The organism is Saccharopolyspora halophila (assembly GCF_039531955.1).
Classification (GTDB): domain Bacteria; phylum Actinomycetota; class Actinomycetes; order Mycobacteriales; family Pseudonocardiaceae; genus Saccharopolyspora; species Saccharopolyspora halophila.
The window spans coordinates 363,289-384,995 of sequence record NZ_BAAARA010000021.1 but is presented as its reverse complement, the minus strand read 5'-3'; the positions used below and the strand labels follow the sequence as shown (position 1 = coordinate 384,995).

22 protein-coding genes are annotated in these 21,707 nt (G+C 71.2%); 13 read left to right on the top strand and 9 right to left on the bottom strand.

From position 1 onward, the window contains the following. The first annotated feature begins 95 nt into the window (after positions 1-95). The gene (locus tag ABD289_RS22765) at positions 96-1,004 is read left to right on the top strand and encodes a hydroxymethylglutaryl-CoA lyase (RefSeq protein WP_344136652.1); all 909 of its coding nucleotides are present in this window, start codon (positions 96-98) and stop codon (positions 1,002-1,004) included. A gap of 20 nt (positions 1,005-1,024) precedes the next feature. On the opposite strand, the gene ABD289_RS22760 is transcribed toward ABD289_RS22765, so the two are convergent. Continuing rightward, positions 1,025-3,028: a neutral/alkaline ceramidase gene (locus tag ABD289_RS22760; protein WP_344136649.1), complete on the bottom strand. Its 2,004-nt coding sequence runs from the start codon at positions 3,026-3,028 to the stop codon at positions 1,025-1,027. Positions 3,029-3,753: 725 nt separating this feature from the next. Between ABD289_RS22760 and ABD289_RS22755 the strand changes: the two genes are divergently transcribed. Both ABD289_RS22755 and ABD289_RS22750 read left to right on the top strand, forming a co-directional pair. Further along, complete coding sequence (locus ABD289_RS22755; RefSeq protein WP_486374885.1) at positions 3,754-4,050, top strand: SDR family oxidoreductase; 297 nt, start codon at positions 3,754-3,756, stop codon at positions 4,048-4,050. Further along, positions 4,038-4,343, top strand: a complete 306-nt coding sequence (locus tag ABD289_RS22750; RefSeq protein ID WP_344136643.1) for a Rossmann-fold NAD(P)-binding domain-containing protein — start codon at positions 4,038-4,040, stop codon at positions 4,341-4,343. The genes ABD289_RS22755 and ABD289_RS22750 overlap by 13 nt, the downstream gene beginning before the upstream one ends. A 28-nt stretch (positions 4,344-4,371) precedes the next feature. On the opposite strand, the gene ABD289_RS22745 is transcribed toward ABD289_RS22750, so the two are convergent. Beyond that, a complete protein-coding gene (locus tag ABD289_RS22745) occupies positions 4,372-5,112 on the bottom strand; it encodes a lysophospholipid acyltransferase family protein (RefSeq protein ID WP_344136640.1) in 741 nt (246 codons plus the stop codon). 795 nt (positions 5,113-5,907) lie between these two features. On the opposite strand from ABD289_RS22745, the gene ABD289_RS22740 reads away from it, so the two are divergent. The 4 genes from ABD289_RS22740 to ABD289_RS22725 all read left to right on the top strand — a co-directional run bounded on the left by ABD289_RS22740 (position 5,908) and on the right by ABD289_RS22725 (position 9,539). Continuing rightward, positions 5,908-6,492 (top strand): hypothetical protein, encoded by a 585-nt coding sequence (locus ABD289_RS22740; protein WP_344136637.1) that lies wholly within the window; start codon positions 5,908-5,910, stop codon positions 6,490-6,492. A 79-nt stretch (positions 6,493-6,571) separates the two neighbouring features. Then, a complete protein-coding gene (locus tag ABD289_RS22735; RefSeq protein WP_344136634.1) occupies positions 6,572-8,311 on the top strand; it encodes an ABC transporter ATP-binding protein in 1,740 nt (579 codons plus the stop codon). 2 nt (positions 8,312-8,313) lie between these two features. Continuing rightward, on the top strand, positions 8,314-9,081 hold the full coding sequence (locus tag ABD289_RS22730; RefSeq protein WP_344136631.1) for an energy-coupling factor transporter transmembrane component T family protein: 768 nt from the start codon (positions 8,314-8,316) through the stop codon (positions 9,079-9,081). Positions 9,082-9,164: 83 nt separating this feature from the next. Further along, positions 9,165-9,539, top strand: coding sequence for an ArsR/SmtB family transcription factor (locus ABD289_RS22725; protein WP_344136628.1), 375 nt, complete (start codon positions 9,165-9,167; stop codon positions 9,537-9,539). 39 nt (positions 9,540-9,578) lie between these two features. On the opposite strand, the gene ABD289_RS22720 is transcribed toward ABD289_RS22725, so the two are convergent. The 4 genes from ABD289_RS22720 to ABD289_RS22705 all read right to left on the bottom strand — a co-directional run bounded on the left by ABD289_RS22720 (position 9,579) and on the right by ABD289_RS22705 (position 13,940). After that, positions 9,579-10,034, bottom strand: a complete 456-nt coding sequence (locus ABD289_RS22720) for a MarR family winged helix-turn-helix transcriptional regulator (protein ID WP_344136625.1) — start codon at positions 10,032-10,034, stop codon at positions 9,579-9,581. Positions 10,035-10,194: 160 nt separating this feature from the next. Further along, a complete protein-coding gene (locus ABD289_RS22715; RefSeq protein WP_344136622.1) occupies positions 10,195-11,328 on the bottom strand; it encodes a S1 family peptidase in 1,134 nt (377 codons plus the stop codon). A 486-nt stretch (positions 11,329-11,814) separates the two neighbouring features. After that, positions 11,815-12,822, bottom strand: a complete 1,008-nt coding sequence (locus ABD289_RS22710; RefSeq protein ID WP_344136619.1) for a tetratricopeptide repeat protein — start codon at positions 12,820-12,822, stop codon at positions 11,815-11,817. 359 nt (positions 12,823-13,181) lie between these two features. After that, a complete protein-coding gene (locus ABD289_RS22705; RefSeq protein WP_344136616.1) occupies positions 13,182-13,940 on the bottom strand; it encodes an ABC transporter permease in 759 nt (252 codons plus the stop codon). Between the two features lie 120 nt (positions 13,941-14,060). Between ABD289_RS22705 and ABD289_RS22700 the strand changes: the two genes are divergently transcribed. Then, the gene (locus ABD289_RS22700; protein ID WP_344136613.1) at positions 14,061-15,131 is read left to right on the top strand and encodes a zinc-binding dehydrogenase; all 1,071 of its coding nucleotides are present in this window, start codon (positions 14,061-14,063) and stop codon (positions 15,129-15,131) included. A gap of 4 nt (positions 15,132-15,135) precedes the next feature. On the opposite strand, the gene ABD289_RS22695 is transcribed toward ABD289_RS22700, so the two are convergent. Beyond that, the gene (locus ABD289_RS22695; RefSeq protein ID WP_344136610.1) at positions 15,136-15,927 is read right to left on the bottom strand and encodes a GntR family transcriptional regulator; all 792 of its coding nucleotides are present in this window, start codon (positions 15,925-15,927) and stop codon (positions 15,136-15,138) included. 124 nt (positions 15,928-16,051) lie between these two features. Here ABD289_RS22695 and ABD289_RS22690 point away from each other — a divergent pair, with 124 nt between their 5' ends. From ABD289_RS22690 to ABD289_RS22670, 5 genes are read left to right on the top strand one after another with little or no spacing between them, the layout of a single operon-like run. Beyond that, positions 16,052-17,170 (top strand): TIGR03364 family FAD-dependent oxidoreductase, encoded by a 1,119-nt coding sequence (locus tag ABD289_RS22690; protein WP_344136607.1) that lies wholly within the window; start codon positions 16,052-16,054, stop codon positions 17,168-17,170. Between the two features lie 18 nt (positions 17,171-17,188). After that, the gene (locus tag ABD289_RS22685) at positions 17,189-18,109 is read left to right on the top strand and encodes a phosphate/phosphite/phosphonate ABC transporter substrate-binding protein (RefSeq protein WP_344136604.1); all 921 of its coding nucleotides are present in this window, start codon (positions 17,189-17,191) and stop codon (positions 18,107-18,109) included. Further along, complete coding sequence (locus ABD289_RS22680; protein WP_344136601.1) at positions 18,109-18,819, top strand: phosphonate ABC transporter ATP-binding protein; 711 nt, start codon at positions 18,109-18,111, stop codon at positions 18,817-18,819. Before ABD289_RS22685 ends, ABD289_RS22680 begins: the two co-directional genes overlap by 1 nt. Beyond that, positions 18,816-19,643, top strand: a complete 828-nt coding sequence (gene phnE, locus ABD289_RS22675; RefSeq protein ID WP_344136598.1) for a phosphonate ABC transporter, permease protein PhnE — start codon at positions 18,816-18,818, stop codon at positions 19,641-19,643. The genes ABD289_RS22680 and phnE overlap by 4 nt, the downstream gene beginning before the upstream one ends. Beyond that, the gene (locus ABD289_RS22670) at positions 19,640-20,284 is read left to right on the top strand and encodes a phosphonatase-like hydrolase (RefSeq protein WP_344136595.1); all 645 of its coding nucleotides are present in this window, start codon (positions 19,640-19,642) and stop codon (positions 20,282-20,284) included. Before phnE ends, ABD289_RS22670 begins: the two co-directional genes overlap by 4 nt. 50 nt (positions 20,285-20,334) lie before the next feature. Here the strand turns inward: ABD289_RS22670 and ABD289_RS22665 are convergent, their stop codons facing one another. Continuing rightward, positions 20,335-20,988, bottom strand: a complete 654-nt coding sequence (locus tag ABD289_RS22665; RefSeq protein ID WP_344136592.1) for a 3-oxoacid CoA-transferase subunit B — start codon at positions 20,986-20,988, stop codon at positions 20,335-20,337. Then, positions 20,985-21,695 carry a CoA transferase subunit A gene (locus ABD289_RS22660; RefSeq protein WP_344136589.1) on the bottom strand — a complete coding sequence of 237 codons (711 nt, stop codon included), beginning with the start codon at positions 21,693-21,695 and terminating at the stop codon, positions 20,985-20,987. Before ABD289_RS22660 ends, ABD289_RS22665 begins: the two co-directional genes overlap by 4 nt. Positions 21,696-21,707 lie beyond the last annotated feature (12 nt).

The window sequence follows — 21,707 nt, the reverse complement described above, 5'->3', positions numbered from 1 at the left end:
TAGCAGCGCGACCCTCGGCTGAACAGACCTTGCACCTGCCATTTCGGGAGCCGATGATGCGCAAGGAGCCAGATTGTGCACAACGAGGAGGCGTCGTGACCGCAGGACTGCCTGCTGAAGTCGGAATCGTGGAAGTCGGACCGCGCGACGGCCTGCAGAACGAGAGCACGTTGCTGCCGACCGCGACCAAGGTCGAGCTCGTCGAGCGGGCCATCGCGGCGGGGGCGCGCCGGATCGAGGCCGCCTCGTTCGTGCACCCGAGACTCGTCCCGCAGATGGCCGACGCCGAGGAGGTGCTGGCCGCCCTCCCGCAACGCGACGACGTGGAGTACTCGGGCCTGGTGCTCAACGGTCGCGGCTTCGACCGCGCGCTCGCCGCAGGGCTGCGCGAGATCAACGTGGTCGTGGTGGCCACCGATGAGTTCAGCAAGCGCAACCAGGGCGTCACCACCGAGGAGGGCCTGCGGGTCTGGGCCGAGATCGCCGAACGCGCGCACGCCAGCGGAATCCGCCCCGTGGCCACGATCGCGGTGGCGTTCGGCTGCCCGTTCGAGGGCGCGGTCAGCAGCGATCACGTCACCGAGCTGGCCCGCCGCATCGCGGACTCGGGCCCCTACGAGCTCGCGCTGGCCGACACCGTGGGCGTGGGCGTGCCCACCCAGGTGCACGAGCTGGTCGGCCGAGTCCGCGAGGTCACCGACGCCGGCTTGCGTTGCCATTTCCACAACACGCGAAACACCGGGTACGCCAACTCGTTCGCCGCCGTCCGAGCCGGAGTATCCACACTGGACGCGAGCGTGGGCGGCATCGGCGGTTGCCCCTTCGCGCCGAACGCGACCGGCAACATCGCCACCGAGGATCTGGAGTACCTGCTGTCCGGCATGGGGATTCGCACCGGCATGGACCTGGAGGAGCTCTCCCGCACCGGGGCCTGGATCGGCGAGCGGCTCGGCAAGGAGGTGCCCGCGCTGCTCGGCAGAGCGGGGCCGTTCCCGAGCCGGTGAACCGGCCGCACCGATCCCCGCTACCGGACTCCCGCTCGGACGACGAATTCGCGCGTCGCCCCGGTGAAGGGCGTGACGGCGTTGCCCGCCTTCCAGTCTCCGTGGTGCACCAGCCGGTACCGGCCGCTCGGCGCGGCGGCCGGTACGTCCCAGGTCAACGTCGCCGTGGAGGACGCCGTGCCGCTGCGCTTCCAGTGGTACCTCGTCGCCCAGTCCCGGTCGTCGGCGACGGTCACCCAGCGGCCGTCCAGCAGTCGCTGGACCTCCGTGAACGTGCCGCCGCGGCGCAGATCGTTCTTCGGGTGCCCGGTGACGAACTCCGCGGTGACCCGCTCGCCCGCGCGGTAGCGAGCGCGGGGCTGGACGAGCACGTCGCCGAAGGATCGCCCCGGAGGCGGTACGTCGAAGAGCACGCCCGGCTGGAAGCTGGGCATCGTGCCGGACATGTCCGGCGGCAACTGCCCGATGCCCACCTGCCGCCCCGAGCGCATCGCGGCGGCCAACCTGCTGAACTCCTGCTGGTATGCGGGCAGGGTGTAGCGGCCGAACAGCGTCGAGGCGCCCTCGTACTGCTGGCTGTCGTATTCCTCGGGCGTCGTGACGTACTGGCTGTAGCCGTTCGCGTAGCCCTGCACCAGCACGCTCTCCAGCGGCACGCCGAGCTCGGCGGCCACCGCGCGGCGGACTCGCAGCCCGGCGACGATGGTGAACTCCGCCGGTCCGGCCGCCAGGTACAGCTCCCCGATGCGCACCAGCTGCACCGGTAGGACCTGCGGGCACCACGGGTACGGCCGCATCGCGCCGAAGGGGACGGCGACCAGCTTGGGTGACTGCTCGTCGGAGAGCTCCGGCGGGACGGGCACATTGGCCCCGCCCAGCCATTCCAGCAACGGGTTGCGCATGCCCTCAGGAATCGGAGCGCCCGGACCGTCCTCGCGGCTGCCCGCGAGCATGGACGCCCCGATCGCGGCCGTGCAGGTCCGGTGTCGTTTCCCGTCCGGGGTGAATCGACCGTCCACGGCGACATCGGACATGTCCACATAGCACAGCCGGTGGTCCACCCCGGCGCGCATCGGCTCGGTGGCGGCGTCGAAAGCCGCCTTGGCGGCCCGGAACTGACGTTCGCCGATGATGCGGGTGTTGTCGAACTCGTCGTCGGTGGGGCCGGTTCCCGGGCTCAGGGCGAGGTTCGGCGACATGTCGCCCGCGTTGGTCTGCGCGAAGCAGGCCACGAAGCCGGTGTCGGTGCTCTCCCAGGCGTAGGCCGCGTAGCCCTTGTTGTCCGAGCTGATCAGCCGGTTGGTGTTGGTCATCGAGGTGCCGTGGGTGGCGAACCACGCGATCGCACCGACATCGCGCTCGCCCTGGCGGAAGCGCAGCACCGTCACGCCGGGGTCGATGGCGTCCGGGAAGTGCGCGCGATCCTCGCGGGGATTGCGGTCGAAGGCCTCTCGGGAGCGGTTCACGCTGGCGTTGGTGAGCTCCGCGCGCCCCACCGCCGCGGTGCCGGGTTTCAGGTCCGCGTGCGCCCGGTCGATCGCTTCCACGATGCCGGAGACCACCGCTTCGAAGACCTGCTCCTGGAACCCCAGGGTGGCCAGGTCGTAAGCGGCGTAGTGCGAGTCACCGCCGCAGGCCGCGTGCGTGTGCGTGGCGTTGAGCAGCACGTTCTGCTCGGTGTAGCGCTCCCCGTGGGTGCGGGCGAGGCGGCGCAGCACCTCCAGGTGCACCGATTGGAACAGCGCTCCCAGTTCCGCGGTGACGAAGACCAGCCGCCGCCACCCGTCGTCGACGACGAACGCGCGAGCCAGCGTGCGCAGGTGGACGCCCGCGGTCTGCTGCTGCGGCATCGAGTAGCCCATCATGCCGTTCTCGGCCGCTGGTCCGGTCACGTCGGATACCCCGCGACCGACGAGCAACCGCCCGCCGTCGCGAGTCTCGGCGAACGCTGTGGAACCCCACACCGAACCGACCACCGGCGCGGCAGCAGCGGCGGCCAGCAGCCGTCTTCTGGCAACGGGCATGCGAGGGCACTCCCTCCGGTGAATGTGAAGGACGTTCACGTCCAACGAATGCCGGGAGGTTACGACACCCCTCACCCCGCGCCAAGGGTTTTCAGCCGGAACCGCTCGCCGCGAGCGCGGCAATACCCCATTCGGCCCAGGAGGAGCGGCTTCAGCGGTACTGCTCGGCACCGCCTCCCGCGCCAGCCGGGCGTCGAGCCGAACAGTCCCCGCACGAATCCCAGCACGCTCCCGGCGCGGTCCGTGCTGCGGGCAGCGCCGGCCGCTCCCGGCTCGCCCACCGTGCTGCGGGCATGGATCCCCGGCTGGACACACCTCGGCGGTCCGGGTGCGGTCGCGTCCGAAGCTCAGTAGGACGATGGGACCGCGCAGCGCCCTGACGATGTGCTGCACCGACCACTCCACGAGGACGCGAACCGGGGATGCTGGAATGCTGGTCGTGACCGGTCCTTCGGGAAACGTCGGCGCCGAGTTGGTCGAGCAGCTGACCGACCGCGCGGCCGGTCGGTGGCGGGTGGCCTGCCGCCACCCCGAGTCCCAGGCCGAACGCATCGCGGGCCGCGGCGGCGAGTCGCCCGACTTGACTTCTTCGACCGCTCCACCTGGCCGGACGCGCTGGCTGACGTGGGGAGCTCTTCCTCCTCTTCCCGCTGCCCGGCAACCGGGCCGCCCGCGCTGCGATGCTGCCGTTCCTGCGAGCCGCCGACCGGGCCGGGTGCCGCCACGTGGTCTACGTTTCCGTGTTCGGCGCGGACAAGGCCGCGTTCATCCCGCACCACGAGGTCGAGCAACAGCTGTTCGCGTCGACGATGTCCGCCACGGTGCTGCGGTGCGGCTTCTTCATGCAGAACCTGCACCGGCAGATCTCCACCCACGGCGTCGACATCGCCGAGCGCGGCGAGCTGTTCATCCCCGCCGGGCGCGGGAGGACGACCTTCATCGTCGCCCGCGATGTCGCCACCGTCGCGGGCGACGCGCTGCTGCGCGCCCGGCACCAGCACGCGACCGCGTGCACCACCTGACAGGCCCGGCCGCGCTCTCCATGTCCGAGGTCGCCGCGGCGTTGACCCGGCACCTGGGCCACCCGGTGCGCTACAGCCGTCCCGGCGCGCTGCGCTTCGCCGCGCGGCTGCGCGAACGCGGTGCGGGCTGGGACAGCATCGGATTCATGACGACCGTCTACACCCTGACGCGGCTCGGCAAGAACCAGCCGATCACGGACGAGCTCGCCGACCTGCTCGGCCGCGCACCGCGCACCCTGGACGACTTCCTCACCGTCCAGGCGTGGCGCTGGCACCAGCGCGCCTGGACGTGAGCAGGCCGATTCCTCCGCCCGCCGGAGTTCAGTCGCCGGAGCCGCGGGCGTCGAGCGCGGCCGCCTCCTCGGGCGTGGGCGCGGTGCCGCCGAGGTGGACGGGCAGCCACCAGCGGTCCTCCTCGCTCGCGGGCTGGTCGGGATAGCCGGCCTGCAGGTCGTCGAGGATCGTCGACATGCGCGCGCGGAGGTCGCGGCTGAGCACGTCGGGGTCGTCGTCCGGCCCCGGGTGGAACGGCTCGCCAGCGTGGATGTGGATCGGCACGTGCCGCTTGGTGAGCGTGCGCGGCCTTCCCTTCGTCCACAACCGGTGAGTGCCCCACAACGCCATCGGCACGACCGGCACGCCCGCGTCGGCGGCCATTCGGACCGCGCCGGACTTGATCGGCTTGACGGTGAACGACCGGCTGATGGTCGCCTCCGGGAAAACCCCGACGACCTCGCCGCCGCGCAAGCGCCGCACCGCCTCGTCGTAGGAGCCCTTGCCCGCCGCGCGATCCACCGGGATGTGGTGCATGCCGCGCATCAGCGGGCCGGCGATCCGGTTGTCGAAGATCTCCTTCTTGGCCATGAACCGCACCAGCCGCTTGGCGGGCTGCGCGCCCAAGCCGCAGAAGATGAAGTCCAGGTAGCTGACGTGATTGCAGGCGATCACCGCCCCGCCGCTGCGCGGGATGTGCTCGGTTCCCGTCACCTGCAGTCGGTTGTCCAGCACCCGGAACATGGTCTTGGCCGCCAGCACGACAGGCGGGTACACGATCTCTGCCACGACGTCAGGCTACGCAACCGTAGGTTCGGACGCGCGCACCTGGGCCCCGATGACACCCCGGGTCACCGCACCACCACGCGCGGCGACGTCGTTTCGCCGAACTCGCCGATCAGCAGCCGGGAGAATCCCGCCGGAGTTCCGATGCAGCCGCGAACGCGGCCGAATTCCCACCCGCGCGGAGGTTCGCACCGCGAGAGCATTCGCGAACAATGGAACGATTGCCGCTCGGCGGAAGTGAATGCTCCGCTTCCGGTGCGAACCCGATCGGACGGGAAGGCCACTGCGAGGGCGCGCCTACAAATGGACGGCTCAATTCCGAACCCGGACCCCCGAGCAGCCCGGAGCGTCGGAAGCCATCCGATTACACGACAGCGCGCACTCGGCCAGAGATGCGGTCGCGCAACGCCTCCCAAGCGAATACCCCGAGGACGCCTTTCCCCTGGCGACGACGCCGCAACCGCACCTCTCCGCTCTCCTGGAGCCACCTCCGACGCAAATATTTAGGTGCAGAAATGAAATGAGCGAGCCGCTCGAAATCGCAGGCATTAGCGGGTTGATCACCAACCGTGGTTGACGCGTGACGAAATGAGCATTGAATCGAGGGTCTTCGATCCAACTCCCGACGGACTCCTTCGGTTCACCCGGCATTTAGATCGAAGATTTTGAATGCAGGTGTACCGCGAACACGGGACGTGGAGCCGCGCCGTCGCAGACACGCATGCGAGCTGCGGATCGAAACGTCCAACCGCGCAAGCACGCGCACTTCACCGCTCGACCGCTGGGAGAAGCAGAAAGATGAACGAACAGGGCAGAGCCACTGCAGCGCCCTCCGGAGGACAGCCGACGACGTCGAAGGCCATGGTGGTCGCCGCACTCGTCGCCGTGCTGTTCTTCTTCGGCCTGCTGATCTTCGAGCGGGTCCCGGAGATCCCGGTCGACATCGACTTCAAGCCGTTCTTCATCCCGTTCGTGTTCCTGGCGCTGCTGCCGCGCGGTCTGCCGACCATCGCCATCCCGCTGGGCGCGGCCGTCGGCGAGGCCATCGGCGACATCATCGAGGGCTACGAGGTCGACGACCCCTTCGGTTTCGCCGGATATTTCATCGGTTTCGCACTGGCCGGGTACCTGATGAGCGGGAAGCCGCTGAACTGGGCCCGGATCAGCGTCGCCTGCCTGGTGGGCTCGTTGGTGCAGGCCGTCATCGAGGCTTCGGCCTTCCTGGCCTTCGGCGAGGAAGGGCTCGGGGTCACCGTCTACAGCGCCCTGGGCAACACGGTCACCCACGGCCTCGTCATGGGTGCGCTGGTCACCGTGCCGCTGGCCTACGCCTTGCACGGACGCATCGAGCGCCTGCTCGGATTCGCCCCGGTCTCGAAGTGAGCCCGGCACGGTAGTCAGGCGGTCGTCGCGCGGCCGGTTTCGGCCGCGCGACGGCCGCTTTTCGTTCACAGGAGATGCCGTGATCCACACCAAGAACCTCGAACTCACCTACCCCGACCAGCCGCGCGCCGCGTTCACCGGGGTCTCCCTCGACGTCGCCGCAGGCGACGTGCTCGGGGTCGTCGGCCCGATGGGGGCCGGCAAGACCTCCCTGTGCATGACGCTGGCCGGGCTCGCGCCCCGCAGCAGCGGCGGTTCCTCCGAGGGCGAGCTGAACCTGGTCGACCTCGACCCACGGGATTCCGCGATCACCGAGGTGGCCCGCCGGGTCAGCCTCGTGTTCGAGGACTACGCCTCGCAGCTGACCCAGATCACCGTAGTGGCCGAGGTGATGGCCCCGCTGATCAACCAGGGAACTCCCGTCGCCGAGGCCCGCCTGCGCGCCCTGCAGCTGCTCGACGAGCTCGGACTCGGCCACCTGGACGTGGAGCACAAGCGCACCTGGGAGCTCTCCGGCGGGCAGCAGCAGCGCGTCGCCATCGCCGCAGCGCTGGCCAGCGACCCGCAGGTGCTCATCCTGGACAACGTGACGGGTCTGCTCGACCCCGCGGGCAAGGAGGAGATCCGCAGGCTCGCGGGCGAGCTGTCCACCAGGATGACCCTGGCGGTCGTCGAGGACGACGTGGACCTGCTGGTCGGGATCGCAGACCAGCTCCTGGTGCTGCGCGACGGCGGCGTGCACGCGCACGGGCGAGCTGACGACCTGCTGCGCGATGTCGACCTCCTCACCGACGCCCAGGTCGAGCCTCCCACCGTCGCCCAGATCGCCAGGGCCGCCGACATCGGCAGCAGCCCCCTGACTGTGGACGAGCTCACGATCGCGAGCCGCCCCCTCGAGGACGAGGTTTCCGGCGATCGGTCCGGCGAGGCGGCCTCGGCCGCAGATACCGCGCAGCCGGTCTCCGCACCGGCCGTCGAGATCCGCGGGGCCGACTTCCGCTACCGCGACGGCACGGCCGCGGTGCGCGACGTCTCGATGCGGGTGGCACCCGGTCAGGTGCACGCCGTCGTCGGCGGCAACGGGGCGGGCAAGTCGACCCTGCTGCGCATGCTCTGCGGACTGCTTCGCCCGAGCACCGGCGAAGTCGTCATCGGTGGACTCGACACGCGCGAGCACTCCCCGGCCGAGCTGGCTCGAGTCGTCGGCACCGCGCTGCAGAACCCCGACGAGCAGATCACCGAGCGCACGGTGCACGAGGAGATCGCCTTTCCGCTGCGCCAGCGCCAGTTCCGGCGGAGCGGCTGGTTCCGCCGGGAGAAGGTGCTCAGCGACGAGCACATCGCCGAGGCCGTGGACCGGGCCAGGTCCCTGGTCGGTCTGCCGAGCGAGCTGATGGAAAACGACCCCACGCAGCTCTCCAAGGGGCACCGCAAACTCGTGGCCATCGCCGCTGCCCTCGCGCTGGAACCGGCGGTCCTCGTCCTCGACGAACCCCGCGTTTCGCTGGACGCTCCGGCCCGCGCGGCGCTGCGCCACCTGCTGCACCAGCTCAGGGCGCAGGGCACCGCCGTCGTCTTGGTCGAGCACGACCTCGACCTGGTCGCCGAGACCGCCGACACGATCACCCTGCTCGACGCGGGCCGCGTGCTCACCAGCGGAAGTCCCCGGGAGGTCTTCGGCTCTCGCGGTGCGGAAACGCTCGCCCGCACCTCCCTGCTGCCTCCGCGAGCTGCCCAGATCGCCGGCCACCTGGGCTTCGAGGCGTTCTCGGTCGCCGAACTCGCCGCTCAGCTCGACCCGGTCCCCCAGGAGGCCTGACCGTGCGCGTCCCCCTGTTCCACACCGACAAGGACACCGTCCTGCACCGACGCGACCCCCGCATCAAGCTGGTGCTGTTCGCGCTGGTGATCGCCTTCCTCTACACCGCCCCGAGCTGGCCGTGGATGCTCGCCGCCACCTTCGCCGGGCTGGCCCTGAGCTTCGTCGCCCGCGTTCCACCGCTGGCGCTGCTGATCCTGTGGGCGCTGCAGCTGCCCAACTTCATCGGGCTGATCATCGTTCCGCTGTGGCGCGATCTGGCGGCAGGGCAGTTCGCCCCGTTCGACGGCGATCTGGACTTCGGCCTGAAACTCGGATTCGCGTGGTCGGCCGCGCTTTTCCTGAGCTTGGCTCTGCTGTCGACGATGTCGCCGGACAAGCTCACCGACGGCATGCGCGGGCTGCGCATCCCGGAACCGTTGTGCTTCCTGGTCGGCTACGCGTTCCTGCTGATGTACGCCAGCCTGGCGGACATCTTCCGCACCGTCGACGCCATGAAGATCAAGGGCATCGAGCTCAGTCCGAAGCGACCGATCCGCGCCGTCGGCAACGCCGCCAAGCTCTTCGTGCCCGCCATCATCATCCTGGCCCGCCGCGCCGGGACCATGATGTCCACCCTGCAGTTGCGCGGTTTCTCCTTCTCGCAACGCCGTCCCGCCAGTACGTTGGGCCGCGTCGACGCGGCCGACGCCGGCCTGCTCGGCGCGGCCGTGCTGCTGTTCTCCGTCGTGGCCCTGGCCCGGTTCACCCCGGTACTGGCGATCGGATAGCCAACCGCGCTGCTCGGCAAGTCGGCGCCGGTCGTTCGGCACGAGCGACCGGCGCCCGTCCGGACGAGGATGGTGCTGAAGTGGTGAACGAGCCCGCTACCTCGACGCTTGACCCGGAGCTGCGCACGATGCTGGACAGCGCGACCGATGTCAGCGACGAAAGGGCCACCTGCGCGGCCCGCCTGTTCAAAGCCCTCGGCGAACCGGTCCGAGTGCGCCTGCTGTCGCTCGTGGCGCAGTCCGTCGGCGGGGAAGTGTGCTTCCGCGACCTGGCCGACCAGTTCGACATGCCCCAACCCTCGCTGAGCCACCACCTGAAAATACTGGTCAACGCGGGGATCCTGGAACGCGAGCGAAAGGGCACCTGGAGCCGCTACCGGGTCATCGAGAGCCATCTCGCGGTGCTGGAGAACATCCTGCGCGCGGGCGGCCCGTTCCGCGCCGTGCCCTGCTGCTGATCGCCGGACCCGCGTCGATCAGCAGGCGCGCCGCGCGAATCATCCCGCGTCGTGCAGGCGCTGCAGGACGCGGTCGGTGATCGCCGTCAGCGCGTCGACCTCCTCGTCGCTGAGCTGGTCGAAGACGTACTCCTGCACGGATTCGACGTGCGCGGGCGCCGCCTGCTCGATCACCTCGCGTCCCCGCGCGGTCAGCACGACGTAGGAACCGCGGGCGTCGCCGGCGCATTCCTCGCGCCCCACCAGCCCGCGCTTCTCCATGCGGGCGAGGTGGTGCGAGAGCCTGCTCTTCTCCCATTGCAGGGCTTTGGCCAGCTCGCCCATCCGCATCCGCGGTTCCGGCTGGTCGGTGAGCCGGACCAGCACGTCGAAGTCGGTCAGCGACAGGCCCGAACCGGCCTGCAGCTGGCGGTGCAGCCGGGCGTTGAGCTGCGCGTGCATCGCCAGGTATCCGCGCCAGGCGCGGCGCTCCCGTTCGTCGAGCCATCGCGTCACCTCGGCACTCTTCCGCGCTAGTTGACGCGTCACCAACCTTGGAGGTCGGATGATGCGCTTCGAGGCGGCCGCGGGCTCCGGCAGCACATCAGCGTTCCAGAGTCACCGCACGAGAGGCCCTGCGAAGCACCGCAAGGCCTCTCGCGCGCACCGCCGGAGCTCAGCCCGTGACGAGCGTCAGACCGTAGGCGTCGAGGATCTCGTTCACCGGCTGGAACCAGGTCGTCCCGCCGGAGGTGCAGTCACCGCTGCCACCCGAGGTCACGCCCTGAGCCTGGTCGCCGGAGATGAACGAGCCGCCCGAGTCACCCGGCTCCGCGCACACCGAGGTCCGCGTCAGCTCGTGCACCGCGCCCTGCTCGTAGTTGACCGTCTCGTTGAGGCCCTGGACCTCACCGCAGTGCCACTGCGTCGTGGAACCCGAGCGGCAGATCGACGAGCCCGGTACGGCCACCGAGGAACCGCGCACGATCCGATCGCTCGTCGTGCCCCACCCCAGCACGACGGGCTCCGTCCACCAACCGTTCTCGATGTCGACGAAGGCGTAGTCATCACCGGGGAACGAGGATCCGGCGAACGTGCCCAGTGCCGAGCCGTCCCAGCCGGTCGTCGGCGAGCCGGTGGCCCCGCAGTGCCCGGCGCTGACGAACCCGCCCTGCACGGAGAATCCGATGGAGCACCGGACGTTGCCGTTGATGTAGTACGGATCGCCGCCGACGACGCCCGCCGCCGTGGTCTTCGGCCGCGGGGCCGTCTCGATCTCCACCGGAACCCCGGTCTCCCGCGCCCGATCGACGAAGGCCTCGACCTCGGCGCCCTGCGCGCCGGGCTGCACCGCGACCACCAGCGCGCCGGTGCGCGAATCGGTGCGCCAGCTGCTGACCGAGTCCGGTGCGGGCTGTTCGCTCAGCGAGCCGTCCAGCGACTTCTTCGCCTCGGCGAGCGCCGTCGCCGTGACGCGCGCGGGAACCGGCTCGGCGCCGGCCTTCTCGACCTCCGCCTCCACCGCCGGATCGGTCACCCCGACGACGAGTTCGCCGCGCTCCGCGTCGAACCACGCGCCGCCGAAGGCCTCTCCCGCCGCCCGCTTGGCCGCGGGCAGCACGTCGGTGGCCTTCTCCTCCTCGCTGAGCCGGGCCTTGGTCTGTTCGGCGGTCAGCCCCAGGTCCTGCTGCATCGCCGTCAGCAGACCTGGGGAGGCCTGCGCCTCGGCGGCACCGGCAGGCACCGTGGTGGTGAGACCGAGGGCCAACGTGGCGACCCCACCGAGAACCAGCGCAACTCTTCGACGCATCGGAAATCCCTTCCGCAGAGCAGGAAACACACCGATGAGAAGTAGACGCCGATCCGGACAATTGGTCTAGACTTCGCCGCGTTTTGTCCAATTCTCGCCCGCACTACGCCATCTGCCACAACAACGAGCCCGACCCAACGACGCCGCGACCCACCCCAAGGCCGGCCGTGTGACAGTTTTGCCTAAAACTGCGCGGATGTTTCGGGCGCGGGAGGCTTGCAGTTTAGGGGTCCTTGCAGTAGGCGGCGGAGCCGCTGTTTCAGGTGTGGGACTCAGCTCGCACCGCCGCGGGTTCTGCCGCGGCGTGTGGCGAGGACAGCCGCGATACCGCGTAGGCCGCTACTCAAGGAGCGGATCCCGCAGCCACGCGACGCGTCAGGTTCCGCCACCCGCACCGCCACGCACACGGCAAACCGAAATGTCTCCTAAGGCAAAACTGTCACCTCCCCTGCGGGAGCGGGTGTCGGGGGCGTGCTCTGGGAGCGGTCAGAGCAGCTCGGTTCGGGCGGTTCGGGCCATTTCCGCTGCGTGGTGCAGGCCTGCTTCGGTGAAGCGGGCGTGCAGGGAGCGCAGCTCCTCGTCGACCTGGGCGGTCGGAGCGCCTCGGCGGGCTTGGCTCTTGACCAGACCGAGGCGGGCCAGCGCTTCCCCGCGCGGCTCGGCGATCTCGGTGAACTCCTCGATCGTCGCCCGGTAGACGCGTTCGGCCTCGGCGTAGCGGCCTGCGCGGTAGAGCACGTTGCCGCGCATCTTGTGGTTGTAGGCCAGGGCCGCCTCCAGCCGCATCTCCCGGCAGGTCTCCTCCCCCTCGGTCAGCAGCCCCAGCGCCCGGTCGGGCTCACCGCGCAACGAGGTGAGGTCGGCGATCCCGCGCAGCGCCCAGGCCCGGCCGCGCTGGTCGTCGCCCTCGGTGGCGATGTCGCGGGCCTCGGTGAACATGGCCAGGGCGGTGTCGTGGTCGCCCGCGTGCCGGTGGATCTGCGCGATCCCCTCCAGCGCCCACACCACGTGCCGCGGCTGCCCGTCGGCGCGGGCCTCGGCGAGCAGCTGCTCGTGCAATCGCAGCGTTCCCGCGAAATCTCCTTGCACCCGGCCGGTTTCGGCCAACCCGGCGAGGGCGTAGCCGCGAGCCATCCGGTCGGCACCGCGCTCGGCCGCGTCGGCGGCGCGGCCGAGCAACCGGCGCGCCAACGCGTACCGGCCGCGCTGGCGCGCCAGCGTGCCGCCGCTCCACAACGCCCACGCCATCGCCGCGGCGTCCTCGGCGTCCCGCGCGTTGCGGTAGGCGGCTCGCCAGGAGCGCTCGGCGCGATCGATGCGCCCCAGCCGTCTGCAGGCCTCCGCGATGGCCAGCAACGCGCCCGCGCGCTCGGCGGGCGTCGCGGCGGCGGCGTCGTGCCGTTCGGCCTGCTCGAGCACCTCGTCCAGCGAGGCGTTCACCGACAGCGCGGCGAGCGCGCCTTGATATTCCGCCGCCACGGCCTTGGCGTTCATGGATCCCTCCAGTCGACACACCCCCAGGCCGCGCCCGACGCCCCCACGCTGCGGACCACGTCCCGACCCGGTCCTGAGACCCGAATTGGTACGGACCACACCCTACGGATCATGCGGAAATCGAACATCCGGTTAAATCCCGGAGCTGCTGCCGCCCCTCCCCTAGGGGAAACTCGCGCGGCGGCGCCGCCGTGTGCGGGCCGGGGCCGCGTGCCGGACGTCCGGCCAGGTCGGAGACATCGCACGCGGGCGCTTACGAAGCGCCGACGACCTGGGCGCGGAGTACCCGATGCTGGAGCAGGACCGCGCCGAGCGCTGAACCCCGGTGGTCGCGCACCAGGTGCTCCGCGGCTCGCTGCTCAGCGCCGCTGAGCGTCCGGCTCCGCGAGCAGGCCGCGCGAGACGATCTCCAGAACGGCCTGGATCGCCACTGCTTGGACCGCCAACAGCGCCACGAGCACGAACAGCTGCACCACCCCGGCCTGCACGGGATCGGCGCCGCCCAGCAACATGCCGACGAACGCGCCGGGCAGGGTCACCAGGCCGACGGTCCGCGTCTGATCGAGCGCGGGAACCAACGCGGTTCCCGCCACCGGACGGGCGATCTCGAGCCGGGAGTCCCGCTCGGTCAGGCCCAGGGCCAGGGCCGCCTCCACCTCGCCGCGACGCTGGCCGAGTTCGTCGAGCAGCCGACGACCCGCGAGCGCGGTCGCCGTGAGCGCACCGCCGATCAGCTGGCCCACCAGCGGGATCAGCACCAGTCCGGTGGCGGGCACCGCGCCGGTCACCAGCACCAGCGCCGCCACCGGACCCACTCCGGCGGCGATCGGCACCGCCGCCCACCACCACGCGCGGCCGGTGACGACGCGCCGCCCGGCGGTGCGCGCCGCGATCGCGAACATCAGGACGATGAACAGGGCGACCAGCCAGGGCGATCGCACGATGTAGGTGATCACCAGCGACACCGCCAGCAGCTGCACCGCCCCGCGCACACCGGCGACGGCGACCCGCCGGTACCGCGCGAAACCACCGAGCCGGACCACGATCGTCGCCGTCACCAGCAGCAGCGCGACCACGCCGCCGAGCACCGGGGTCACCGGAACCGCTCCCGAGGACATCCCGCGACCCTACGACGAAAACCCGCGGTGGCCGCCCTGCGGTGGAACGGACGTGACCTGTCGATGAACAGCTCGCCACATGTCTATACAGGCAACCGCGCGGTTGGCAACGTGGTCGGCATGGCTGCACCCGCTCCCGCTCGCCGCACCGCTCGATGCGCCCGCTGGGAGGGAGTCGGCGGACCGTTCACCGTCGTCGAGTCGCCATTACCGGGTCAGCTGCGCACCGGGGAGGTCCTGGTCGAGATCGAGATGGCGACCGTGTGCGGCAGCGATCTGCACTCGGTCACCGGCGGCCGGCCCGCCCCGTCGCCCGGAGTGCTGGGGCACGAGCAGGTCGGGCGCGTGGTGGAGGTCGGGCCGGACGAGCCGCAATGCCTGGACGGAACACCGGTGGCACCCGGCCTGCGCGTGGTCTGGTCGGTGACCGCCTCCTGCCAGAGCTGCACCCGGTGCCGGGCGGACCTGCCGCAGAAGTGCCTGCACCTGCGCAAGTACGGCCACGAGACCTGGGACGAGCAGAGCCCGCTGCGCGGTGGTTTCGCCACGCACTGCCTGCTGCTGCCGGGCACGGCGATCGCTGCCGTCGACGAGGGGCTGCCCGCCGAGGTCGCGGCGCCGATCTCCTGCGCGACGGCCACGGTCGCCGCTGTGGTGGGTGCTGCCGGGCCGATCGGCCCGGGGACCCGGGCGTTGGTCAACGGTGCGGGAATGCTCGGGCAGACCGCCGTGGCGATGCTCGCGGCGTCCGGCGCGGAGGTGCTGGCGATCGACCCGCACGCGCGACGCCGGGAGCAGGCCCTGCGCTTCGGCGCGGTCGAGGCGCGACCCGTCGGATCGGCGATCGCCGAAACGGACGTCGCCCTGGAGCTCTCCGGAGCGCCCGATGCCGTGCAGTCCTGCGTGGACTCGCTGGCCGTGGGCGGAGTGGCGGTGCTGGCCGGATCGGTGTCCCCCGGCCCGGCAGCGCGGTTGGATCCGGAGCAGCTGGTCCGCGGTCTGCACCGGGTCGTCGGCGTGCACAACTACCACCCGCGCGACCTGCGGACGGCGGTCGAGTTCAGCACCGAGAACCACCGCGCGCGACCGTTCGCCGAGCTGGTCGCCGGCCGCTACCGCCTCGACGAGCTGGAGTCGGCCTTCGCGGCCGCGCGCCGGGGCGAGGTGCCCCGGCAGGCCATCGTGCCGTGACTGCTCAGGCGCCGGCGACCTCGGCCGCTGACGACGGCGCGAACTCCCCGGTCCAAGCAGAACCGGTGCGGGTCAGGTCCGCCCGCGAGCTGCGGGTGTTGCTGACGGTCACCGTGGCGACGTCGGGCCGGTAGCGGTCCTCGGAGCACTCCAGCGGTGTGCCGACGGAATCCGTGGTCACCCGGCGCTCCCGGAGCAGCGGCGATTCCTCGGCGACCTCCAGCAACCGGGCGTCGGTGGGATCGGCGGCCACCGCGTCGAAGGTGTGCCGCGCGGCGTGCAGGTCCACGCCCTGCTCGGTGAGGTAGGCGTAGATCGATCCCGCGTCGAGGTCGGCGCCCAGCAACGGCCTGCCGATCTCCTCGCGGTAGGTCATCCGCTCCAGCATGGCGGGCCTGCCGTCGAGCAGGCGCAGCCGCAGCAGCTGGACGGCCAGGGCGTCGGGGTCGAGCTGCAGCGCCGCGGCGATGGTGGGATCGGGCCGGCGCAGCGCGATTTCCTGCAGCCGCTGGCCCGGAACGTGCCCGGTGATCTCGGCGCGCCGGGTGAACGACAGGAACGACTCGAACGGCTGGCTCGGCACGGCGTCGAGCACCACCGGGCGCTTGCCCTTGCCGCCACCGATCAGGCCCTCGTCGCGCAGCGCCGCCAGGGCCTGTCTGATCGGGCCGCGGGACACCGAGAACTCCTGGCACAGCTGCGCTTCCGAGGGAAGCGACTCGCCGACGGCGATGTGGCCCTCCCGGATCCGCTGCCTCAGTTCTCCGGCCAGTGCGAGGTGCAGTGGAGTCGTCACGCACTGGACTATACAAGCCCTGGCCGACGGCACGTGTATGAGCGGAAAGGCCTTGATGAACGCAGGATGACTTGTACATACAAGTCGTTGACCTGGCTTTCCGGCCGCTGCGAAAGTACTCGCCGTGAGCGATTCGAGCACTGCAAGCGATCTGGTCGTCGTCGGCGCCGGGATCGTCGGACTGGCCCACGCCGTCGAGGCGGTGCGGCGCGGAATGTCGGTCACGGTCGTCGAGCGCGACGAACGCGCCGTCGGCGCTTCGGTCCGCAACTTCGGGCACGCCTGCATCACCGCCCAGACCGGCGAGGCGCTGAGCTTCGCCGAGCAGGCCAGGGAGACCTGGTTGCGGCTCGGCGGCGAAGCCGGTTTCGACGTGGCCGAATGCGGCACGGTCGTGGCCGCCAGGTCCGCCGAGGAGATCGCGGCTCTCGAGGAACTCTCCGAGGACCGAGGCCCGGACCAGGTCCGGCTGCTCGCCCCCGCCGAGGCGACCGCCGCCGCCCCGGTGTCCGCCGAGGGTCTGCACGGCGCCGCGCTCCTCCCCCGCGACCTCCGCGTCGACCAGCAGCGCGCTGCCGCGGCGATCGCCGAGTGGCTCGCCGCCCAGCCCGGGGTGCGCATGCTCTGGTCCACTCCGGTACTGGGCGTCGAGGAAGGGCTCGTGCGCACCGGCCGAGGGTCGCTGCGCGGCCGGCGCGTCGTGCTCTGCGTCGGTCACGACCTCGACCGGATCCTGCCCGAAACCGCCGATGCCGCCGGGATGCGGCGCTGCGTGCTGCAGATGCTGCAGGTGCGCGCCCCCGAGCTGCGGCTCGATCCCGCCCTGCTGACCGGCACGTCGATGCTGCGCTATCCCGCGCTCGCGAGAACCGAAGGCGCCCGCGCACTGCGCGAGCGCTGGAGCGAGCAACGCCCGGAGCTGCTGGAGGCCTCGGTCAACCACATGCTCACCCGGCTACCCGGCGGCGATCTCGTCGTCGGCGACACGCACACCTATTCCCGCACGCCCGAGCCCTGGTCGTCGGAGGAACTCGACCGGTTGCTGCTCGCCGAAACCCGCGACCTGCTCGGTCGCGACGACCTCACCGTGGTGCGCCGCTGGCAAGGCGTTTACGCCTCCGCCGAGGGCGAGTTCCTCCGCACCCGCATCTCCCCCGGCGTCACCGCCGTCGCCGTGACCTCCGGAATCGGTATGACAACCGCTTTCGGGCTCGCTCCAAGCGTTCTCGATTCCCTCGCCTGAACAATCCCGGGAGACCCCATGTCGTTACGTCGCCTGTTCCACCGCCCGGTCGCGCTCGCCGTCGTCGCGAGCGCCGCCCTCTCGCTGACCGCCTGCGGCAGCGGGGACGACTCCGCCGCCGGATCGCCCACCTGCCCGGACGGCGAGATCCGCTTCGGCGTGGAGCCCTTCGAAGATCCCGCCCGGCTCACCCCGGCTGCCGAGAAGCTCGGCGACGCGCTGTCGAAGTCGCTCGACTGCCCGGTCGAGGTCCAGGTCACCCAGGAGTACTCCGCGGAGGTCCTGGCGATGCAGAACGACGAACTCGACATCGCGATCTTCGGCCCGCTCGGCTACGTGTTCGCCAGCCAGCGCGCCGATGCCGAAGCGGTCGCCTCGTTCGCCGATGCCGATCGCAGGCTCTCCACCTACACCGCGGGCATCTGGGTGCCGAAGAAACCGGACATCACCTCGGTCGCACAACTCCGGAACCGCTCCCTCGCACTCGGTTCGGTCGGCTCCACCTCCGGCGACGCCCTGCCCCGCCAGGCGCTGGCCAACGCGGGCGTCGCGGAGGACGACATCAAGATCGACTACGCCGGTGGCCACCCGGAGGCGCTGCTCGCGCTGACCAACGGAGCCGTGGACGCCGCGGAGATCAACTCGCAGCAACTGGCCAGCGCCACGGCCGAAGGCACCTTCGACCCGGCCGAATACCGCAAGATCTGGACTTCGAAGCCGATCCCGAACGACCCGATCACCGTCCGCGGCGACATGGACCCGGCCTTCAAGCGAGCCGTCCGGGACGCGCTGTTGAACCTGGACCCGGCCACCATCGGCGAGATCGGGGCGCTGCTGGACGTTTCGCCGCCCGGACCGCTGGTGCCGGTGGACCGCTCCACCTACCAGCCGCTCTTCGACCTGGCCAAGACGCTCAACCTCTCCGAAGGCGACGCCTGATGCTCTCCGCCACCGGACTCACCGTCCACTACGGATCCCGCCGGGTGCTGCACGAGGTCGACGTGACCGTCGGTTCCGGCGAGCTGCTGGCCGTGCTCGGCGCCAACGGCTCGGGCAAGTCCACGATGCTGCGCGCGGCCGCCGGGCTCGTCCCGGCGGAGGGCGCGGTCACCGTCGACGGCCGCGGTCGCGGACCGCTGGACATCGCCTTGGTGTTCCAGCGAATTCACCTCGTGGGCAGCCGCAGCGCGTTGGACAACGTCTGCACCGGCGCGCTGGGCAGGCTGCCGCTGCACCGCTCGCTCACCCCCGCGCTGTTCCCCCGAGCTTTGCGCGAGGAGGCCATGGCCTGCCTGGAACGCGTCGGCCTCGCCGACCGGGCGCACGACCGCGCCGCCGGCCTGTCCGGCGGTCAGCAGCAGCGCGTGGCCATCGCGCGGGCGCTGTGCCAGCGGGCGCCGGTGGTGCTGGCCGACGAGCCGGTCTCCGCGCTGGACCCGGCGGCCGCCGAGCAGGTCCTCGATCTGCTGGCCGAGCTCGCGCACGCCGAGCGGCTGGCCGTGCTGGCGGTGCTGCACCAGCCCGACCTCGCGCGCCGCTACGCCGACCGCATCGTCGGCCTGCGCGATGGCGCGGTCGTGCTCGACGGCGACGCGGACCAGCCGGTCGAATCCTTGTACCCGCACCCACTTCTGGAGAGCGCATCGTGACCACCGCCGTCCGACGGCCCGCGCGCAGCCCCGTTCCACCGAAGCCGCCGCGCCTGCGCGCCCGGATCATCGGCTGGAGCGTCGTCGCGCTGATCCTCGCCGCGCACGTGGCCGCCTGGAACGCCACCGAGATGTCGATGGGCGCCCTCCTGGAGGGCGTCACGGGGATGGGGGAGTTCCTGTCCGAAGCCGTGCCCCCGGAGTTCGGCTCCGAGGTCCTCGCCGAGAGCGCCTCGGCCGCGATCGTCACGCTCTGGATCGGCCTGCTGGGCACGACCCTTTCGGTGCCCGGATCGCTCGTGTTCGCCCTGCTCGCCACCCGCGGCACCGCACCCGGCTGGATCTACCAGACGGCACGAGGACTGCTGTCCTTCCTGCGCGCGGTGCCCGACGTCGTCTTCGCGCTGATCTTCGTCACCGCGGTCGGGCTCGGCCCGTTCCCGGGCGTGCTGGCGCTGCTGTGCCACAACATCGGTGTGATGGGCAAGCTGTGGGCCGAGACGCTGGAGGAAGCCGATCCCGGTCCCGCGCAGGCGCTTCGCTCGGCGGGAGCCGGACGCATCCAGGTCGCCGCCCAGGCGCTGCTGCCGGTGGTGAAACCGCAGCTGGTCGGGCTGCTGCTCTACCGCTTCGACGTCAACGTCCGCTCCTCGCTGGTGCTCGGTCTGGTCGGCGCCGGCGGGATCGGCTTCCTGATCAACCAGTCGATCCAGCTCTTCCAGTTCGACGAGATGCTCACCCACATCCTCGTGGTGCTCGTGCTGATCGTCGCGGTGGACCAGCTCTCCGCCCTCGCCCGCCGACTTCTCGGGAGCGCACCGTGATCTCTCTGGCCGCACTGGACATCGCCGGGACCACCATCGACGAGGGCGGTGCCGTCTACCGGGTCCTCGCCGAGGTCGTCGCCGAGCACGGCCCGGCCCCTTCGGACGAGGAACTGCGCCGCTGGATGGGTGCGGACAAGCGCGCCGCGCTGAGCGCGCTCACCGGCGACCCCCGGGCCACGGAGCGGCTGCACGACCGGTTCGTTGCGCGCCTGGGCGCCGCCTACGCGCAGAACCCGCCCGCACCGTTCCCCGGCGTCGCGCAGACCCTGGCCGAGCTGCGCGAAACCGGCGCTCGGGTCGTGCTGACCACCGGCTTCGACCGGCAGATCACCGATCTGCTGCTGGCCCAGGTGGGCTGGCACGTCGGTTTGCAGCTCGACGCGGTGGTCTGCGCCTGCGAGGTCGGCGCCGGACGTCCCGCCCCGGACATGATCCACCGGGCGATGGAGCTGACCCGCGTCCAGGACCCGGCCCGGGTCCTCGTCGCCGGCGACACCGCGCTCGACGTCCGAGCCGGGCACGCCGCGAGCGCGGGCCGGGTCGTCGGCGTGCTCACCGGCGCGCAGACCCGGGCCGAGCTGGAGCGGCACCGGCCGACCGGCATCCTGCCCGGCCTCGCCGACCTGCCCACGGCCTGAACCGCCCCGGGGACGCCGACATCGGTCCGCGTCCCCGGGGCTTCGGGAGCTCACCGCGCCGCGGGCTCTCCGCCGGGCAGGAGCACCGGAGCGTCGACGCCGCGGCGCACGTCGTCTGCGGTGACCTCCGGAGCGGTTCGGACCAGCCGGAAGCCCTCCGGGGTGACGTCCAGAACGGCGATGTCGGTGATGACCCGGTCCACGACGCCCGAACCGGTCAGCGGGAGCGTGCAGCGGTCGACGATCTTGGGGCTGCCGTCCTTGGCGAGGTGATCGGTGATGACGACGATGCGCTTGGCGCCGACGACCAGATCCATCGCACCGCCCATGCCCTTGACCATCGCCCCGGGCACGTTCCAGTTCGCGAGGTCGCCGTTGGCCCCGACCTGCAGCGCGCCGAGCAGCGCGATGTCGATGTGCCCGCCGCGGATCATGGCGAACGAGGTCGCCGAGTCGAAGAAGCTGCCGCCGGGGTTGACCGTGACGGTCTGCTTGCCCGCGTTGATCAGATCCGGGTCCTCCTCCCCGTCCAGCGGGAACGGGCCGAGGCCCAGGATTCCGTTCTCGCTCTGCAGCGTCACCCGGACGCCGTCCGGCACGTGGTTGGCGACCAGGGTCGGAATGCCGATGCCGAGGTTGACGTAGTCGCCGTCCCGCAGCTCGGCGGCGGCCACCGCCGCCATCTCCTCCCGCGACCAGCTCATGCCCGCACCTCCGCCTTCGGTCGTACCGTGCGCTTCTCGATCTCCTTGACGCGCGGCCGCGCCGCGACGTAGTGGTCCACGAAAACTCCGGGGGTCTCCACGGAATCCGGGTCGGTGAACTCGTCGAGCAGGTGCTCGGCCTCGACGGCGGTCACCTCGCCGCAGGTGGCCACGAGCGGGTTGAAGTTGCGCGCCGCGCGGCGGTAGGTGAGGTTGCCCGCCGGATCGGCGGTGCGCGCGCGCACCAGCGCCACGTCCGCCGTGATCGCGCGCTCCTGCACGTGGGCGACCCCGTCGAACTCGGCGTGCGGCTTGCCCTCGGCGATCGGGCTGCCCACCCCCGCGCGGGTGTAGAACGCGGCGATGCCCGCACCACCCGCGCGCAACCGCTCGGCGAGCGTGCCCTGGGGCACCAGCTCGACCTCGAGGTCGCCGTCGAGGTACTGGCGCGCGAACAGCTTGTTCTCCCCGACGTAGGACGCCACGACCTTGCGCACCTGCCCCTTCTCCAGGAGCAGCCCCAGACCGCTGCCGTCGACGCCCATGTTGTTGGACACGATCGTCAGCTCCCGCGCGCCGGAGTCGCGCACCGCCTCGATCAGATCGCTCGGGATGCCGCTGAGACCGAAGCCCCCGACGGCGATGGTCTGGCCGTCCGCGAGCGCTCCGGCGAGCGCCGCGACGGCTCCGCTGTGCAGAACCGGCACGAATCATCCTCC